Here is a 17,336-nt window from a genome sequence, read left to right on the forward strand (position 1 = left end):
GAACAGGGGCGGCTGACGCCGCCGCGCTATCCCTCCCCGCCCTAAAAGGACGGGGTTTCCCGCGCAAAATTGATGAAGAGGATGAGCGTGAGCGTTTGGCGAGACTGCTGAAAACATCCAGCGGGTAATGCGGGAGCGTCGTAGAGAAAATCGTGGGGAACCGTCGTGGGGAGGGCGCGTGGGGGAATGGTTGTGGTCAGCCGCCACTCCCCCTGGCAAATGCCTACGCGCGCCTCGCTTCTTGCGCCCGGCAGGCGGCAGCCGTAAACAGCACGTCGGTGGACGAATTGAGCGCCGTTTCGGTGGAGTCCTGCACCACGCTGATGACGAAGCCGATGGCCACGGCCTGCATGGCGACTTCGGTAGGAATGCCGAACAGGCTTGCCGCCATGGGAATCAGCATCAACGACCCACCGGCCACGCCAGACACACCGCAGGCCGCCAGGGCCGAGACGATGCACAGCAGCAGGGCAGTGGGGAAGTCCACGGCAATACCCAGCGTATGGGTGGTGGCCAGGGTAATGACGGTAATGGTGATGGCGGCGCCGCACATGTTGATGGTGGCACCCAGCGGGATGGAGATGGAGTAGGTATCGGCATCCAGCTTGAGGCGACGGCACAGTTCCAGGTTCACCGGGATATTGGCCGCTGAGCTGCGCGTGAAGAAGGCGGTAATGGCGCTGCCGCGCAGGCAGGTGAACACCAGGGGGTAGGGGTTCTGGCGGGTGACTAGGTAGACCAGCAAGGGGTTGCTCACCAGGGCGACGAACAGCATGCAGCCCACGATGACCCCCAGCAATTGGGCATAGTTGAGCAGCGCCTGCATACCGGATTCAGCCAACGTACCCGCCACCAGGCCAAAAATGCCAATGGGGGCCAGCCGAATCACCAGCGTCACGATGCGGGTAATGGCATTGGAGAGGTCTTGCAGCGCCTGGCGCGTGGTATCGGCCGCCTGACGCAGCGCCAGACCCAGCGCAATCGCCCAGGCCAGAATGGCGATGAAGTTGCCTTCCATCAGCGCGCTGACCGGGTTGGTGACCGCGTTCAGCAGCAAGTCACGCAGTACGCTGAAAATGTCGCTGGGCGGGTTGCCGTCTACCTGGCCGGCATCCAGCGTCAGTTCTGTCGGCATCCAGAAGCTGGCAGCCACCGCAATCAGCGCGGCGATCAGCGTTCCACACACGTATAAAAGCAGCACCGCACGAATGTGCGTAGGTTGCCCTTGGCGATGTGCCGCGATAGCCGCAGCGACCAGTACGAATACCAGAATGGGGGCGACGGCCTGAAGTGCGGCGATGAACAGTTGGCCCAGCAGGGCAATGTCGCTGGCGACCGTAGGGGCGAGCAGCGCCAGCAGCACCCCCGCAATGATCCCCGTCACGATCTGGGGTACGAGCCCCCATTGTAACAGTGGTCGGAAGAGGGCAGTGGCGGTAGCTATCATGACGCAACTCTCAGGTAGTAGGTGCAGTAGTCGGTGGAGCCGTGAGCTGGCAAGCCGCCAGCCCGTGCCTGAAAGGGGCAGTATTCTATCAGCTACGCAGAAGCTGTGGGGGCTGCAAAAAAGCGCCTAAGCCTATCTCGAAAATGGCGGGCCAGAGATATACTGCTATTAGCGTCTGGGCTCGGCGTCAGCAGGCCTGGCGCGCTAACGTGGTTTCCTCTAAAAAAACATCAGGAATACACCCATGCGTATCAAAGTGTGGCTCTTCTCTTTATTGCTGCTGTGCAGCTCGTCGCTGGTGGTGGCGAGCGACTACTACGTGGATATCACCAATCGTACCGGATACACCATCTATTACATGTACGTGAGCCCAGCATCGTCTTCCAGCTGGGAAGAGGACGTGCTTGGGAGCGATGTGTTGATGAATGGTGATACCCAGCGGGTGACGTTGACGGGCTATCGCAGCCCTTACTTCGATATTCGCCTGGTCGATGAGGATGACGATAGCTATACCTTCTGGAACATCGATGTATCGCGCCAGGATATCGTGGTCACGTTGGAGCATCTGGACTAAAAAAACGGCTTGCGCTCAGGGAGCGCAAGCCGAAGTAAGCCTTGTAGGAAACTGGGTAGTCAGTGCATCAAGCTACGGCGACAGAAACGGATGACGTCGCTTTCATCGCTTGATTAGCGGCAGTGGAGGATTCAGCGTGCTGTGCGGCGCTCAAGGTCGCCATGTCGGCGTAGGCCTTTTCGGTAAGCGTGACGACCTCCGGAGAGGTGCCCCATTTCAGCAGCATGTCATCGATGTGACGTTCTGCTGCTTCGAACTGGCCGCAATGGCAGAGCAGCTTGGCGATGGTGTAATCGCACTCGGGAGTGTCGAACATTTCTTCCCTGAGTTCGCGAATGGCCAGTTGCAGTCCTTCCTGAGAAATATCGGTCAACTGTGTAAATGGCATGCCACGTCTCCTTGTGAATGCTAGTGATCGCCCTTGAAGGGCCATCTTCCCTTGCTGTATCAGCAGGTTGATGCGTCAAATTGCTCTGTGGTAGCTATTTGTACGCGTCTTGTACCAATTGAGAGTAATACAGGGAGAGACGAGAATCAATCGCCGTGTGGCAGGTAAGGAAAAAATCACATGAATTAAAAAAATCCCCACGCGACAGGTGGGGATTTCAGTGGTGCTGTGGGCCGCTGGCGATGGGCTAAAACGTCATCATGGCCAGTAGTGTCATGGCGCAGCCCAGGAAAAACGCGCTGGTGGCAATGGCGAGCGTATCGGGCTCTTTGGCTTTTGCGCGGCTACGCTTCTGATCCATAAGGTATTTTTCTAAATGCTCACGGCTTCCTGGCTGTGTGCCTTTATAAAGATGTTGTCGCATCAGCTTACCTCCCTCAGGGTGGGTAATGTGTGTGACCCCCTCTAGCAATACTGCGGTAGCGCTTTGTCAGTGCTTGTTGTCACACTGTGTTCTGTCATGAAAGCATAGACCATGGCGTCACGGAATAATTCATAAAAGCTATACAAAATGTTAACTATCGTGTCATGTCATCGTGATGGCGCAGGGTCCAGTAGCCGCCCCACAGCCGCGTTGCCGTGGTGATCAGGCAGGCTGCAGCGAACAGGTACGCCAACCAGGGGAAATGGTCGGGAAACAGGCAGAACACGATCAGCGCTATCACGGTTTCCGTGCCTTCCGTCAAACCCTCCAGGTAATAGAAAGCTTTTTGCGGAAAATGCGGGCGTTCCACTTGGTGTGCTCGAGCCGCAATCGCAAACGCCAGAAACGACGTGCCTGTTCCAATGAAGGCAAACAGTAACAGGGCCGCGGGCAGTGCGTTTTGCGCCGGGGCTGCCAGCGCAAAGCCTAGTACCACGGCGGCGTAAAAGACGAAGTCCAGCCCAATGTCGAGAAACCCGCCTGCATCGCTTTGTTGCTGGCCAAGCCTTGCCAACGCGCCATCCAGGCCGTCGCCTATACGATTGAGCACGATGGCCAGCAGCGCCCAGCCATAATGCTCGAAGGCCAGCAGGGGCAGGGCCAGCATACCGATTAGAAAGGCCGCCAGGGTCACCTGGTCCGGGGTGATGCGGCAGGCGTGAAGCGCGCGGGCGACCCAGCGTAGCGGAGGGTGGGTCAGGGGCATGGTAAAGCGGTCCAGCATGGGTGAACTCCTGAGCGGTGTGGGGCTCAGCCTGGAGCAGTGAAACAGATTTGTATACCTTGATTCTCTGCGGGCAACATCTTAGCCACTGCTAATAATTACGACCAAAGTGTTTAGACTTTGGTTGTAATTGCCGTCAATTTACTGGACTAATGGCTTATGGCAGTGAATAAAGGGCACCTCAAAAAGCCAGACGCGCTGGCACCTTTTGTCCTTGGGTTGGCCCGTACGGCGCCCATTCGTTCACCCTGACTGCGAGCGGTACTTCATAATGCGCAGAACTGCCACGATGACGCTCTGGGACTCCCTTTGGCATTCCCACGACCAAGCAAAAAACCTCCTCATGTGTGCGCTGCCCACTTCTGGCACGGGCAGCGCTGGGCGAGGTGGTTCCTCTGACGCACAGCCAGGCAATCAGCCTCCGCGTCCGCCTGCCTTCAACACGGCGCAAAAAATTGGCCTGGTACTCGGGCCAGCTCTCTTTGCCTTTGTTTTGCTGTTTTTCCATCCGGCCGACCTGAGCTTCGAAGGGCGCATGGTGCTGGCTACCACGCTGTGGGTTGCCGTCTGGTGGATCACCGAAGCGATTCCGATCCCGGTCACCTCGTTACTGCCCATCATCCTGCTGCCGATTACCGGCGCCCTGGATGGCAATACGGTGACGGCCGCCTACGGTAACCCGATCATCTTCCTGTTCCTTGGCGGCTTCATGATCGCTCTGGCCATGGAAAAATGGGATCTGCACAAGCGCATTGCGCTGTCGATCATTTCCATTTTGGGCACCAGCATCAATAGCATCGTCTTTGGCTTCATGGCGGCCACCGGCTTCTTGTCCATGTGGGTATCCAATACCGCAGCGGTCATGATGATGCTGCCGATTGGTACTGCCATTGTCTTCCAGGTAACGGAAGAGCTGAAAAAGAGCTCGGAAGACCACAGTGCCGAAATCGACAAGTTCAGCAAGTCGTTGATTTTTGGTGTGGGTTACGGTGGCACCATCGGCGGTCTGGGCACCTTGATCGGCACGCCGCCCAACATCATTCTGGCCGCTATCGTCAGCGAGCTGTTTGGCGTCGAAATTTCCTTTGCGGGCTGGCTGATGTTTGCCTTCCCCGTGGTGGTGATCCTGCTGTTCATCGGCTGGGTCATGCTGACGCGCTTCATCTATCCCATCAAGCTGGCCAAGCTGCCGGGTGGCCGTGCGCTGATTCGCAAGGAGAAAGAGGCGCTGGGCAAGATATCTTTCGAAGAGAAAGCCGTACTGGGCGTTTTCCTGTTCGCGGCATTCTTCTGGATCACCCGCTCGTTCCTGTGGCAGGGGCAGATCATCAACATCCCTGGCATCAACGACACCATGATCGCGATTGCCGCGGCCATTGCGCTGTTCCTGATTCCTTCGCCCTCCAAAGGCGGCTGCCTGCTGGACTGGAGCGTGGCCAAAGACGTGCCTTGGGGCATTCTGCTGCTGTTCGGGGGTGGTTTGGCCATCGCGGCGGGCTTCGGCTCTTCGGGCCTGGCGTCCTGGATTGGCGGTCAGATGAGCGTTCTGGAAGGCGTCAATTTCATGCTGGTGATTCTGCTGGCCACGGGCATGGTGCTGTTCCTCACGGAAATCACCTCGAACACGGCCACGGCCACGATGATTCTGCCGGTACTGGCGTCGCTGGCGCTGGCGTTGAACATCCATCCCTTCGTGTTGATGGTACCTGCGGCCATGGCGGCCAACTGTGCCTTCATGCTGCCGGTGGGCACGCCGCCCAACGCAATCATCTTTGCCACGGGCAAGATCACCATCATGGAGATGGTGCGCAACGGCTTCTGGCTGAACATCATTTCCATGTTCCTGATTGCCGCGGCGGTCTACTTCATGTTGCCGGTACTCTGGGGTGTGGATTTGACCACATACCCGGACGCGTTCCGCAACTAACCCGGTGTGTCGCCGCTGGCTCCTCTGGTGGGCCAGCGGGAAGCCACCAGGCTCCGGCCCCGCCCTCGTGCGGGGCTTTTTGTGCTCGGCTTTTGTGCGTCGTTGGCCATCGGGTTGGTATGATGCGGTCATACTTTCTGGATCGAGCCTGTCATGCGACTACTTCATACCGCCGACTGGCATTTGGGTCGGCTGTTTCACAATCTCTCGCTGCTGGACGACCAGCGTCATGTCCTGCAACAGCTGCTGACGATCATCGACCGTGAGCGCGTGGATGCGGTGCTGATTGCTGGTGATATCTACGACCGCTCGGTGCCCCCGGCAGCGGCGGTGACCCTGCTGGATGAGATACTGGCCGAGCTGTGCGAGAAACGTAGCCTGCCGGTCATCATGATCTCTGGCAACCACGATGGCGCCGCGCGGCTGGGGTTTGGGGCGCGTCATCTGCGCCAGGCCGGGTTACACATCCTCACCGATTTGGCCACCTGCGATCAGCCGGTGACGCTTGCCGTCGATGGCGTGACGGTGGATGTCTTCGGCATTCCCTACGCCGACCCGGAGTACGTGCGCAGCGAGTTTGGCGCCGACGTGCGCGATTTCGATGCCGCCCACCGCTACCTGCTGGAGCGTATTCACGCTCAGCGCCATCCCGCGCGCCCGGCGCTGCTCATGAGCCATTGCTTCGTGGAGGGCGGGGCGGCCAGCGAGTCCGAACGCCCGCTCACCCTGGGCGGTGCCGAAAGCGTTGCCTGGGAACCCATGCAGGGTTTCGATTACGTGGCGCTGGGGCACCTCCATGGCCCCCAGTACCGCGGAAGCGAGCACATCCGCTATAGCGGCTCGCTGCTGAAATACAGCTTCTCCGAGGCGACGCAGCGCAAGGGCGTCACCCTGGTGGAGATGGGCAGCGAAGGTCTGGTGAGCATCACCCAGCATCCGTTGACGCCCAGGCGCGACGTGCGCGTGCTGGAGGGAGAGTTGGCGCAGCTGCTGGCCATGGGGGGCGAAGACCCCGGTGCCGATGACTACCTGCTGGTGCGCCTCACCGACCGGCACGCCATTCTCGACCCCATGGGCAAGCTGCGGGCGGTGTATCCCAACGTCCTGCATCTGGAGAAGCCCGGCATGCTGGAAACGGCAGGTCGCCAGTCGCTGAGTCGTGAACGACTCGCTTTCAGCGCGCTGGACATGTTCAGCGATTTCTTCGCCCAGACCAGCGGCGAGCCCATGAATGACGAGCAGGCCCGCGCCATGGGCGAGCTGATCACCGCCCTTGACCGCGAGCAGGAGGGGCCAGCATGACGCCTTTGACACTGACCCTGCAGGCCTTTGGCCCGTTTGCCCGGCGTGACACCATCGACTTCACCGCGCTGGGCAAAAGCCCGCTGTTCCTGATCAATGGCCCCACCGGTGCTGGCAAAAGCTCGATACTCGATGCCATCTGCTTCGCACTTTACGGCCAAACCACCGGCAATGAACGGGATGCTGGCCAGATGCGCTGCGACCAGGCTGCGCCAGACCTGCTCACCGAAGTCACCCTCACGTTTCGCCTGCGGGAAAGCACCTATCGGGTGCGCCGCGTGCCCCAGCAGGAGCGCCCCAAAGCCAATGGCGAGGGTACCACCACCCAGGCTGCCGAAGCCCAGCTGTGGCGGCTGACCCCAGAAGGTCAGGAAGACGAATGCCTGGTGGCGCGCAAGGTCACCGATGCCAACGGCCAGCTGCAGCAGTTGCTGGGGCTGGATGCTCGGCAGTTCCGCCAGGTGATGGTGCTGCCCCAGGGCAAGTTCCGCGAGCTGTTGCTGGCAGGCTCCAAGGAACGCGAGGAGATTTTTGCCCAGCTGTTTCAGACCCAGATCTTCCAGCGCATCGAACAGCGCCTGGCGGACCAGGCCAAGCACATCGTGCGTGAGGTGAACGACCACCGCCAGCGTGTACAGGGCATGCTGGCGGCCAGCGATGTCGAGAGCGAAGCCGCCCTGGAAGCTGCCCTCGCTGCGCTGGCCCCTGACCACCAGATCGCCAGGCACGACCTGGCCCTGGCCGCCGAGCAGCGGGAGCAGGCCGTGGCGGCCGCCCAGTCGGCGGCAGCGCTGGCCCGCCAGTTCGCGCAGCACGCCGCGCTGGTCAATGCCAAGGCCGCGCTGCTGGTGCAGCAGCCGGCCGTGCAGCGTGCCCAGCAGCAGCTGCGTCAGCATGAGCAGACCCAGGCCCTGGCAACACCGTTTTATGCCCGGCAAAGCGCCCAGCAAAACGCCACGGCGGCCCAGCGCGAGTGGGCCGCCGCCGAACAGGCCATTGCCCCGCGCCAAGCGGCTCACCAGCAGGCTCAGGAAACGCTCGAGGCGGCCAATGCCCAATATGAACAGCTGCCCGCCCTGCAACGCCAGGCCTATGCGCTAGAGCAATCTCTCGATCAGTGTCAGGCATTGGCCACGCTGGAGAAACAGCAGCAAGCGCTTGCCCAGCAAGTGGCCCGGGCGCGCGAAAATGCACAGCAGAAGCAGCGTGCGGCCACCCAACAGGAGCAGCACGCCATCGAGCAGGAGATGCGCTGGCACCAGGGCCAGGCGGCTCTGCTCGCTGAGCAGCTGGAAGGTGGCCAGCCTTGTCCGGTGTGTGGCAGCCGTGAGCATCCCGCGCCTGCCTCGACGGCCCAGCTACTGGTCACGCAAGAGGAGGTGAAGCAGGCGCGCAGCGCCCATGAGCGCGCTCGACAGGCATGGGTGAGCGCCCAACAAGACGCACAGCGCCTGGAGCAGCAGGCCGAGCACGTCGGTGAGCAGTGCCAGAAGCTGCGCGAACAGTTGGGCGATAGCGCATCGCTGGAGAGCGTGAATGCCTCGTTAGCGGCCGTGAAACTTGAGATGGACACCTGCGAGCGGAGCTGGAAAGCCGCCCAGAGCCAGGCCCAGACCGCCCACACGACGTTCACCCAGGCGCAAACCACGCTCACTCAGGCAACCCAGCGCCAGGCCGAGGCGCAGCGGACGCTGGAAGCGGCCGAGGCCGAGTGGCAAACGGCCCTGCAGGGTAGCCCCTTTGAGGATGAGCAGGCATTTATTAATGCCCGTCTGGACACCACCGAGCAGCAGCGGCTAAGTGACGACGTGGCGCGCTTTCAACGGGAACTGGCCAGGCTGGAAGGGCAGCTCGAAGCCAGTGCGCCGCTGCTGGAAGGCAAGACGCCGCCCGACGTTGCTGCCCTCGATGCCCAGGCTGACAACAGCAAGGCCCGGGAGGAGGCGTGCCGACAGCATTACCAGCGGCTGAGTGCACGGGTAGACCAGCTCACCGCCACCCGACAGCGATTGGCAGAGGCACGCAATGTGGAGGCGGCCCTGGACGAGCAGTACAAACTGTGGGGTACGCTCAGCGAAGTGGCCAACGGGCGCACCGGGAATCGCATCAGCTTGCAGCGCTTCGTGCTGGGCGTGCTGCTGGACGATGTGCTGATTCAAGCCTCCGCGCGCCTGGTGCGCATGAGCCGCGGGCGCTATCAGTTGGTGCGCCGGGAAGACCCTTCCAAAGGCAATAAAGCCTCTGGCCTGGAGCTGGACGTGGCCGATACCTATACCGGCAAGAATCGCCCGGTGGCGACGCTTTCCGGTGGTGAGTCGTTCATGGCTGCGCTGGCGCTGGCGCTAGGGCTTTCCGATGTGGTGCAAGCCTATGCAGGCGGTATTCAGCTGGATACGCTATTCATAGATGAAGGCTTTGGCAGCCTCGACCAGGACGCGCTGGACCAGGCCATCGCCATGCTCAGCGAGCTGCAGATGAGCGGGCGCATGATCGGCATCATTTCGCATGTCAGCGAACTCAAGGAGCAGATGCCGATTCGTATCGACGTGCTGCCCAGCCGTCAGGGCAGCACGGTCGTGGTGAAGGGTGAAGGGTGACGAGCCCGGCGGTTCACGTTGCGTTCATGTTCGATGCTTTATAACCAGAACCGATCAATTCACGATGATGACCCGAAGGGGGAGCAAGGATGAATGCGAGCAAGATTCTCCAGCAGTTGATGAATCAGGCCAGTGGTGGCAAAGGCGGCCGTGGTGGCATGGACGTGCAGGGCATCATGGATGGGTTGTCGCGGCAGTTGGGCGGCAGTGGCAGCCAAGCGGCGCGCTCCGGCGGCAGCTCGGGCGGGTTCGACATGAAGAGCCTGCTGGGTGGCGGGGCCATGGGCATGCTGATTGGCTCCAAGCGAGGCCGCAGCATGGGGGGCAAAGCGCTGAAGTATGGGGCCATTGCCGGGGTTGGCGTGTTGGCCTGGAAAGCCTGGCAACGCTCCCAGGCCAACGGCGGTGCCACGGCGGCGTCGGCAGAAGGGGAGCGTGTCGAGGTACTCAGCGGTGAGTACCAGGAGCGCCGCAGCCTGGAGCTGTTGCAAGCCATGATCATGGCAGCCCGCGCCGATGGTCATATCGATGAACAGGAGCAGGCGCTGATCACTCAGCAGATCGATGCGCTGGGTGCCGACGAAGAGATGCACCGCTGGGTAGAGCAGCAGCTGCGCGCCCCGCTGGACGCCAGGGCACTGGCTCGTGAAGCAGACTCCCCCCAGGCCGCCCGTGAAATGTACCTGATCAGCGTGGCGGTGACCGACGACCAGAACCCCATGGAACGCGCCTGGCTGGACCAGTTGGCCAGCGCCCTGAACCTGTCGCCCGACATGGTGGCAGAGCTGGAGCATCAGGCCCAGCAGGCCAGCTGATGCTCGATATCGTTGGCACTGCCAACTTGTGGTTAGCCACCGGTTTCGGGCTGGGGCTGATGCCCGTGGCCCCAGGCACGTTTGGTTCCTTGCTTGGCCTGCCGTTGGCCTGGTGGCTGTCAGGTCGCTCGACCCGTCAGCAGGTGGTCATCATCACGCTGATGCTGTTGGCCGCCGTGCCGGTGTGCCACATGGCGTCCCTGCATTTTGATGGACAGGATCATGGCAGTATCGTCGCCGATGAATATGTGGCTTTCCCCTTGGCAGTGCTGGGGCTAAAAGCTGCCCGCCATCCGCTGGTGTTGGCCTTGGCGTTCGGCGTCTACCGCTTCTTTGATGGCCTGAAACCACCGCCTATTCATCTGGCGGAACATGTTACCGGGGGAGTGGGCATCGTGCTGGATGACGTGATTGCTGCGCTGGTAAGTTGGCTGGTGGTCGCGTTGCTGGTGACGCTATGGCAGCGTCGGCAGCGGCAAATCGTTTAACATCGCTTCTCTCGACGCTAACCACCAAAAACGCCGCAGGTCGCGAAAGCGACGCTGCGGCGTTGTGCTTTTGCCTACCGGAGCAGCGTAGGCGTTCGCTATCAGCTTTGAACCACGATCACCGACTTGGCATTAACGAACTCGTGCATGCCAAAGCCGCCGTGCTCACGGCCGTAGCCTGAATCCTTCACGCCGCCAAACGGCATCTCGGGCGTGGCCACACCAAAGCCGTTGATGAACACCATGCCGGTATCGAAATACTTGCTGGCCAGCTCGGTGGCGCGTTTCACGTCCTTGGAGATGATGCCGCCGCCCAAGCCGTAACGGCTGTCGTTGGCGATGCGCATGGCGTCGTCGTCATCCTTGGCGCGAATCAGCGCCGCCACCGGGCCAAACAGCTCGTCGTCGTAGGCGGGCTGACCGGGGGTGACGTCATCCAGCACCGTGACCGGGTAGAACGCGCCTTTGCCTTCCGGCTTTTCACCGCCGCAGAGGATTTTCGCGCCCTTGCGCACGCTCTCTTCCACCTGCTCGTGAAGGGTATCGCGCAGATCCACGCGGGCCATGGGGCCCAGGTCGCTGTCTTGCTGGGTCGGGTCGCCCGCTTTCAGGTCCTTCATGCGCGCCACGTAGCGCTCCTTGAACGCTTCGTAGTGCTTCTCGGTGACCACGAAGCGTTTGGCGGCCACGCAGGTCTGGCCGCCGTTGAATACGCGACCGGTCACGCAGGTGTCGATGGCCACGTCCAGGTCGGCGTCGTCCAGCACCAGATAAGCGTCGTTGGAGCCCAGCTCCAGCACGGTCTTTTTCAGGTGCTCGGCGGCCTTGGCGGCCACTTTGCGACCAGCGCCGTCGCTGCCGGTCAGGGTCACGCCCCGCACGGCCTTGTGGGCGATGATGTTGTCGGACACTTCATGGGAAATCACCAGAGTGCGGAAGACGTTTTCCGGCAGGCCCGCCTCACGATAGATCTTTTCCAGCAGCAGGCCGCTGCCGGTAACGTTTTCAGCGTGTTTCAGCAGCACGCCGTTGCCCGCCATGATGTTGGCGATGGAGTAGCGCACTACCTGGTAGGCAGGGAAGTTCCAGGGCTGAATGCCGTAGATCACGCCCATGGGCGAGTAGGTGACGAAACCGCGCTCGCCATTGCCGGGCTGGCGCTCTTCATCGGCCAGCTTGGCGGGGCCGTGTTCGGCGGTGTAGTCACAAATGCCCACGCACAGATCCACTTCCTGACGGGCCTGATCCGGCAGCTTGCCCATCTCTTTCACCATGAGCTGGGCCAGGTCTTCCCGATGCGCTTTCAGCGCCTGGCCAATGGCCTTGACCACACGGGCGCGTTCGTCCAGAGAGGTCAGCCGCCAATCGAGAAAGGCCTCATGACAGGCCTCGACGACCTGCTGAGCCTGCTGGTCATCCATCAGTGTGTAGGATTCGAGGGTATCACCCGTGGTGGGATTGACGGTCTTGATCGTGTTGCTCATAAGATCTCCTATCTTTAGATCAACGGGACGTGAGGGGGTAGACCACACAGCGGCTAATCGTTCCTTTAGGCTTGGTACGAAAACTGCCTACGCTCGCCCATACGGCGTTAAAAATTGGCTCAAAGTACTCATTTACACCCCGTAAACTCCGTCTTTTCGCCAATTTTTGCCTTGTCTGGCCATCGCTCGACGATTTTTCGTACAAGCCTAGGCCGACTGGTCTATTCACGCTGATTTTCCACTTTAGTAGAAAAATCCCCATTTGCCCAAATTTCGCGGTCTGTTCACCCGCCCACCCTTTGGCGCTTTTTATGGCGCCAGGGAAGGGCGGTGGGCCCACACGGTATCCAGGGTGTCCAGCGCTGCCTTGATGGTGGGCTCGATGGCGCGATCCTGTCGCCAGATCAGGCTCAAGGCGCAGGGCAGGCGAACGTGCTCGGCCACTGCCAGCCCGCTCTCCTGGCGCTCGGCCATGGCCAGCGCGTCGCGGGCCAGGCTCAGGCCGACCCCGGCGCGCACCAGGTCCAGCATGCAGGCTTCCTGGTCGACCTGTGCCACTCGGTGCGGCGTGGCGCCGCTGGCAGCCAGCGCACGCTGGAGCAGGCGCGAGTGGGCAGACACGCTGGGGGTGACGATCCAGGGGAGGCTGGCCAGCGCTTCCCAGCGGGTGTCGGCCAACTTGGCCTCCCAGCCCGGGGGCGCCACCACGTGGTAATGAAAGTGGGTCAGCTCACGCCAGGCCAAGGCGTCATGGGCCGGGCCTTCGCCGGGCGGTGCCAGAAAGAAGCCCACATCCAGCTCGCTGTGCACCACGTCTTCCAGCACGCTGCCGCTCATGCCGTGGTGCAGCTCCGTTTCCAGCTGGGGCGCGCGGGCCATCAGGCGGCTCAAAAAATCGCCCAGGCGGATGAATTCAGGGTCCACGATGGTGCCGATGCGCAGCTTGCCGCGCAGGGTGCTGTGCAGGGCACTGGCGCTTTGTTCGAATGCCAGCGCACTGGCCAGGGCGTTTTCGGCGGCGGGCAGCAGGGCATAGCCATCGGCAGTGAGGCGCAAGCCCTGAGGGCGGCGGGTGAACAGCGTCAGGCCAAGGTGTTGTTGAAGCTGCTTCAACTTTAGGCTGACGGCAGGCTGGGTGAGGTGCAGCTGTTCAGCGGCGCGAGACACGCTGCCGGTATGGGCAACGGCCACAAAGGCCCGTAGCGTGGCGTACTCCTGCATGGTCGATGACCTTCGTTGTCATGTTATTAGCAGAGCTTATATCCGGGTTAAAAATTACTCAATTGCTTGGCCTGTGGCGCCGGGTAGTCTAGGGCAGATTCTCCTCATCACTTAAACGATGTTTATAAAGGTAGCGACAATGACAACTCACGCCATTCACCACTTCATCAACGGCCAGCGCAGCGAAGGCACCTCCGGTACTGCTCAGGACGTTTTCAATCCGGCCACGGGCCAGGTCACCGGCCGCGTGGCACTGGCGTCGGCGGCGGATGTGGACACGGCCGTGCAGGCGGCCCAGGCGGCCTTCCCTGCCTGGGCCGACACGCCCCCCATTCGCCGCGCTCGGGTGATGTTCAAGTTTCTGGAGCTGCTCAATACACACAAGGATGCGCTGGCCGAAGCGATCACCAAAGAGCACGGCAAGGTGTTCACCGACGCCCAGGGGGAAGTGGCGCGTGGCATCGATATCGTCGAGTTTGCCTGTGGCATCCCTCAGCTGTTGAAGGGTGACTATACCGAGCAGGTGAGTACCGGCATCGACAACTGGACCGTGCGACAGCCGCTGGGCGTGGTGGCCGGGATCACCCCGTTCAACTTCCCGGCCATGGTGCCCATGTGGATGTTCCCCATCGCGATTGCCGCCGGGAATACGTTCATTCTCAAGCCCAGCCCGCTGGACCCCAGCGCTTCGCTGATGATTGCCGACCTGTTGCAGCAGGCGGGCCTGCCGGATGGCGTGTTCAACGTGGTGCAGGGCGACAAGGACTCCGTGGAAGCGCTGATCGATCATCCGGAGGTGAAGGCGCTGTCGTTCGTCGGTTCCACCCCCATTGCCAACCTGATTTACGAGCGTGGCGCGAAGCACGGCAAGCGCGTGCAGGCGCTGGGCGGCGCCAAGAACCACATGGTGGTGATGCCCGATGCCCACCTGGACAAGGCCGTCGATGCGCTGATCGGTGCCGCCTACGGCAGCGCCGGTGAGCGCTGTATGGCCATCAGCGTGGCCGTGCTGGTGGGCGACGTTGCCGATAAAGTCGTGCCGATGCTCACCGAGCGAGCCCAGGCGCTGAAGGTCAAGGATGGCATGCAGCTGGACGCCGAAATGGGCCCCATCGTGACCCGTCAGGCCCATCAGCGCATTACCGGTTACATCGAAAAGGGCGTGGCCGAGGGTGCACAGCTGATCGTCGATGGCCGTGAATTCGACGGCGCCAACGCGGGAGAAGGCTGCGCCGAGGGGTTCTGGATGGGCGGCACGCTGTTCGATCACGTGACCCCCGACATGACGATCTATAAAGAAGAGATCTTCGGCCCGGTGCTGGTGTGCGTGCGCGTGCCGGACGTGGCCACCGCCATTCAGCTGATCAACGACCATGAGTTTGGTAACGGCGTGAGCTGCTTCACCGAAAGCGGTAGCGTTGCCCGTGAGTTTGGCCGCCGTATCCAGGTGGGTATGGTCGGCATCAACGTGCCGATTCCCGTGCCCATGGCGTGGCACGGTTTCGGCGGCTGGAAGCGCTCGCTGTTTGGCGATACCCATGCCTATGGCGAAGAGGGCGTGCGCTTCTATACCAAGCAGAAGTCGATCATGCAGCGCTGGTCTGACTCCATCCACGCCGGTGCCGAATTCGTGATGCCCACGGCGAAGTAACGCCCGCTCTTCACCGGAGTCACCCGCATGTCCAACAATACAACTACCCCCATGGCGGCTCATGCCGCCATGCAATGCTTTGACTATATCGTGGTAGGCGCAGGCACTGCAGGGTGCCTGATGGCCAACCGACTGAGCGCCGACCCGAACAATCGGGTGCTGCTGATCGAAGCCGGTGGCCGAGACAACTACCACTGGATTCATATACCCGTCGGGTACCTGTATTGCATCAACAACCCGCGCACCGACTGGCTGTTTCGCACGGAGCCCGACCAGGGGTTGAACGGTCGCTCGCTGATCTACCCGCGCGGCAAGACCCTGGGCGGCTGCTCCAGTATCAACGGCATGATCTACATGCGCGGCCAGGCGCGGGATTACGACCACTGGGCGGAAGTGACCGGCAGCGATGCCTGGCGCTGGGAGAACTGCCTGCCGGACTTTATCAAACACGAAAACCACTACCGATTGGATAAAGGTAGCGACGGTGATGACACTCACCGCGCGTTTCATGGCCACGGCGGCGAGTGGCGGGTGGAGAAGCAGCGCCTGAAGTGGCAGGTGCTGGATGACTTTGCCGAAGCCGCCGTTCAGGCCGGTATTCCTCGAACCGAGGACTTCAATCGAGGCAGTAACGAAGGCGTTGCCTATTTCGAAGTCAACCAGCGCGACGGCTGGCGCTGGAACACGGCCAAGGCGTTCTTGCGCACGGCCTTGAAGCGGGACAACCTGACGCTGTGGCACTCCACCCCGGTGAATCGGCTCTGCTTCGAGCGTGATCAGGCCGTCCCCCGCTGCGAAGGAGTCGAAGTGGTGCGAGAAGGCAAGACTCTGCGCGTGCAGGCCAGCAAGGAAGTCGTGCTGTGTGCCGGCGCGATTGGCTCGCCCCACCTGCTGCAGTTATCGGGCATCGGTCCCGCCGAGCACCTTGCCGAGCATGACATCGAGGTCGTGAACGACCTGCCGGGGGTGGGCGAGAACCTGCAAGATCACCTCCAGATACGTTCGGTGTATCGTGTCAGCAATGCCAAAACGCTGAACGCCATGGCCAGCACGTTATGGGGCAAAGCCGGTATCGGATGGGAGTACCTCACGCGGCGCACGGGACCCATGAGCATGGCGCCGTCGCAGTTGGGCGCGTTCACGCGTAGTTCCGACGATCAGCCGTATCCCAATATTCAGTATCACGTGCAGCCGTTGAGTCTCGAAGCCTTTGGGCAGCCGCTGCACCCGTACCCTGCGATCACCGCCAGCGTGTGCAACTTGAACCCTACCAGCCGAGGCACCGTGCGCCTGAAAAGCGCCGACCCGCGCCAGGCACCGGCGATCGCGCCGAACTATCTGAGCACTCCCGAGGACCGCAAGGTGGCCGCCGATTCGCTGCGGGTGACGCGACGCATCGCCGAGCAGCCCGCCTTTGCCAGATACGCCCCGGAAGAGATCAAGCCGGGCGTGGAGTACCAGACCGACGAGGAGCTGGCCCGTTTGGCAGGGGATATTGGCACGACGATTTTCCATCCGGTCGGCACCACGCGAATGGGAAAAGACGACGACCCCATGGCCGTGGTGGATGCGCAATTGCGGGTTCGCGGGGTGTCTGGACTGCGGGTGGCCGACGCGGGAGTGATGCCCACCATCACCAGTGGCAACACCAATTCGCCGACGCTGATGATCGCCGAAAAGGCCGCCGGATGGATTTTGGAAGAAAATTCATTGCACTGACATTTTTTTCCATCATAGTGTTGACGTGCAGCGTCGTTAAGCGCATGCTGCATGCAGTTGGTTAGCAAGTCGAACGTAGTCAGCAGTATCGAAACGCTCTCGCGTTGAGTCTGGTGAAAGTTTCTTGTTCTACCCACTGCAACTCGGGTATTACCCGGCTCTTCATTAAGCTAAATCGAGGATTTCGATCATGGCAACTGGTACCGTTAAGTGGTTTAACGACACTAAAGGCTTCGGCTTCATTTCTCCGGACGACAATGGCGACGACCTGTTCGCGCACTTCTCCGAAATTCAAGCTGACGGCTTCAAAACTCTGCAAGACGGCCAGAAGGTTTCCTTCGACGTCACCCAGGGTAAAAAAGGCCTTCAGGCTTCCAACATCAAAGTTCTGTAATCTGAACGAATGATGTTGTCAGGTGACCTACGGGTCAGCCTGTAAAAAAACCCCGCCTTCGTGCGGGGTTTTTTGTTTGCCACGATTTTCACCTCACCTCACCTCACCTCACCCCTCATGG

The 17,336-nt window shown here is 61.2% G+C and carries 14 protein-coding genes; 9 read left to right on the forward strand and 5 right to left on the reverse strand.

The features are described from left to right. Positions 1–223: 223 nt before the first annotated feature. The gene (gene sstT / locus IE091_RS01400) at positions 224–1,447 is read right to left on the reverse strand and encodes a serine/threonine transporter SstT (RefSeq protein ID WP_189462620.1); all 1,224 of its coding nucleotides are present in this window, start codon (positions 1,445–1,447) and stop codon (positions 224–226) included. Positions 1,448–1,691: 244 nt separating this feature from the next. Between sstT and IE091_RS01405 the strand changes: the two genes are divergently transcribed. After that, entirely contained in the window at positions 1,692–2,021 is a 330-nt protein-coding gene (locus IE091_RS01405) for a hypothetical protein (protein ID WP_189462621.1), read from the forward strand. Between the two features lie 67 nt (positions 2,022–2,088). Here the strand turns inward: IE091_RS01405 and IE091_RS01410 are convergent, their stop codons facing one another. Beyond that, entirely contained in the window at positions 2,089–2,409 is a 321-nt protein-coding gene (locus tag IE091_RS01410) for a hypothetical protein (protein ID WP_189462622.1), read from the reverse strand. 578 nt (positions 2,410–2,987) lie between these two features. Further along, positions 2,988–3,617 carry a CDP-alcohol phosphatidyltransferase family protein gene (locus IE091_RS01415; protein ID WP_039175697.1) on the reverse strand — a complete coding sequence of 210 codons (630 nt, stop codon included), beginning with the start codon at positions 3,615–3,617 and terminating at the stop codon, positions 2,988–2,990. A gap of 343 nt (positions 3,618–3,960) precedes the next feature. Between IE091_RS01415 and IE091_RS01420 the strand changes: the two genes are divergently transcribed. The 5 genes from IE091_RS01420 (at position 3,961) to IE091_RS01440 (ending at position 10,746) form a co-directional block, all read left to right on the forward strand. Further along, complete coding sequence (locus IE091_RS01420) at positions 3,961–5,544, forward strand: SLC13 family permease (protein ID WP_227407703.1); 1,584 nt, start codon at positions 3,961–3,963, stop codon at positions 5,542–5,544. Positions 5,545–5,697: 153 nt separating this feature from the next. After that, positions 5,698–6,846 (forward strand): exonuclease SbcCD subunit D, encoded by a 1,149-nt coding sequence (locus tag IE091_RS01425; protein ID WP_189462623.1) that lies wholly within the window; start codon positions 5,698–5,700, stop codon positions 6,844–6,846. Next, positions 6,843–9,443: an AAA family ATPase gene (locus tag IE091_RS01430; RefSeq protein WP_189462624.1), complete on the forward strand. Its 2,601-nt coding sequence runs from the start codon at positions 6,843–6,845 to the stop codon at positions 9,441–9,443. Before IE091_RS01425 ends, IE091_RS01430 begins: the two co-directional genes overlap by 4 nt. An 89-nt stretch (positions 9,444–9,532) precedes the next feature. Continuing rightward, positions 9,533–10,258: a tellurite resistance TerB family protein gene (locus tag IE091_RS01435; protein WP_081192392.1), complete on the forward strand. Its 726-nt coding sequence runs from the start codon at positions 9,533–9,535 to the stop codon at positions 10,256–10,258. Between the two features lie 8 nt (positions 10,259–10,266). Then, positions 10,267–10,746, forward strand: a complete 480-nt coding sequence (locus tag IE091_RS01440) for a phosphatidylglycerophosphatase A family protein (RefSeq protein WP_373294976.1) — start codon at positions 10,267–10,269, stop codon at positions 10,744–10,746. A 101-nt stretch (positions 10,747–10,847) separates the two neighbouring features. Here IE091_RS01440 and IE091_RS01445 read toward each other — a convergent pair whose 3' ends face one another. Then, positions 10,848–12,230 (reverse strand): NAD-dependent succinate-semialdehyde dehydrogenase, encoded by a 1,383-nt coding sequence (locus IE091_RS01445; protein ID WP_189462625.1) that lies wholly within the window; start codon positions 12,228–12,230, stop codon positions 10,848–10,850. A 309-nt stretch (positions 12,231–12,539) separates the two neighbouring features. Further along, positions 12,540–13,451: a LysR family transcriptional regulator gene (locus IE091_RS01450; RefSeq protein ID WP_016916378.1), complete on the reverse strand. Its 912-nt coding sequence runs from the start codon at positions 13,449–13,451 to the stop codon at positions 12,540–12,542. Between the two features lie 139 nt (positions 13,452–13,590). On the opposite strand from IE091_RS01450, the gene IE091_RS01455 reads away from it, so the two are divergent. The 3 genes from IE091_RS01455 (at position 13,591) to IE091_RS01465 (ending at position 17,215) form a co-directional block, all read left to right on the forward strand. Next, positions 13,591–15,102: a CoA-acylating methylmalonate-semialdehyde dehydrogenase gene (locus IE091_RS01455; RefSeq protein WP_189462626.1), complete on the forward strand. Its 1,512-nt coding sequence runs from the start codon at positions 13,591–13,593 to the stop codon at positions 15,100–15,102. Between the two features lie 51 nt (positions 15,103–15,153). Then, complete coding sequence (locus IE091_RS01460) at positions 15,154–16,821, forward strand: GMC family oxidoreductase N-terminal domain-containing protein (protein ID WP_189462654.1); 1,668 nt, start codon at positions 15,154–15,156, stop codon at positions 16,819–16,821. A gap of 190 nt (positions 16,822–17,011) precedes the next feature. Next, positions 17,012–17,215, forward strand: a complete 204-nt coding sequence (locus IE091_RS01465) for a cold-shock protein (protein ID WP_009101184.1) — start codon at positions 17,012–17,014, stop codon at positions 17,213–17,215. The last annotated feature ends 121 nt before the right edge of the window (positions 17,216–17,336 follow it).

It is taken from the genome of Vreelandella hamiltonii (genome assembly GCF_014651775.1).
GTDB classification, from domain to species: Bacteria; Pseudomonadota; Gammaproteobacteria; order Pseudomonadales; family Halomonadaceae; genus Vreelandella; species Vreelandella hamiltonii.

What these genes read in the sequence shown, in the direction of transcription:
- sstT (WP_189462620.1), bottom strand. Translation starts at nt 1,447, where the DNA reads ATGATAGCTACCGCCACTGCCCTCTTCCGACCACTGTTACAATGGGGG.
- IE091_RS01405 (WP_189462621.1), top strand. Translation starts at nt 1,692, where the DNA reads ATGCGTATCAAAGTGTGGCTCTTCTCTTTATTGCTGCTGTGCAGCTCG.
- IE091_RS01410 (WP_189462622.1), bottom strand. Translation starts at nt 2,409, where the DNA reads ATGCCATTTACACAGTTGACCGATATTTCTCAGGAAGGACTGCAACTG.
- IE091_RS01415 (WP_039175697.1), bottom strand. Translation starts at nt 3,617, where the DNA reads ATGCTGGACCGCTTTACCATGCCCCTGACCCACCCTCCGCTACGCTGG.
- IE091_RS01420 (WP_227407703.1), top strand. Translation starts at nt 3,961, where the DNA reads ATGTGTGCGCTGCCCACTTCTGGCACGGGCAGCGCTGGGCGAGGTGGT.
- IE091_RS01425 (WP_189462623.1), top strand. Translation starts at nt 5,698, where the DNA reads ATGCGACTACTTCATACCGCCGACTGGCATTTGGGTCGGCTGTTTCAC.
- IE091_RS01430 (WP_189462624.1), top strand. Translation starts at nt 6,843, where the DNA reads ATGACGCCTTTGACACTGACCCTGCAGGCCTTTGGCCCGTTTGCCCGG.
- IE091_RS01435 (WP_081192392.1), top strand. Translation starts at nt 9,533, where the DNA reads ATGAATGCGAGCAAGATTCTCCAGCAGTTGATGAATCAGGCCAGTGGT.
- IE091_RS01445 (WP_189462625.1), bottom strand. Translation starts at nt 12,230, where the DNA reads ATGAGCAACACGATCAAGACCGTCAATCCCACCACGGGTGATACCCTC.
- IE091_RS01450 (WP_016916378.1), bottom strand. Translation starts at nt 13,451, where the DNA reads ATGCAGGAGTACGCCACGCTACGGGCCTTTGTGGCCGTTGCCCATACC.
- IE091_RS01455 (WP_189462626.1), top strand. Translation starts at nt 13,591, where the DNA reads ATGACAACTCACGCCATTCACCACTTCATCAACGGCCAGCGCAGCGAA.
- IE091_RS01460 (WP_189462654.1), top strand. Translation starts at nt 15,154, where the DNA reads ATGGCGGCTCATGCCGCCATGCAATGCTTTGACTATATCGTGGTAGGC.
- IE091_RS01465 (WP_009101184.1), top strand. Translation starts at nt 17,012, where the DNA reads ATGGCAACTGGTACCGTTAAGTGGTTTAACGACACTAAAGGCTTCGGC.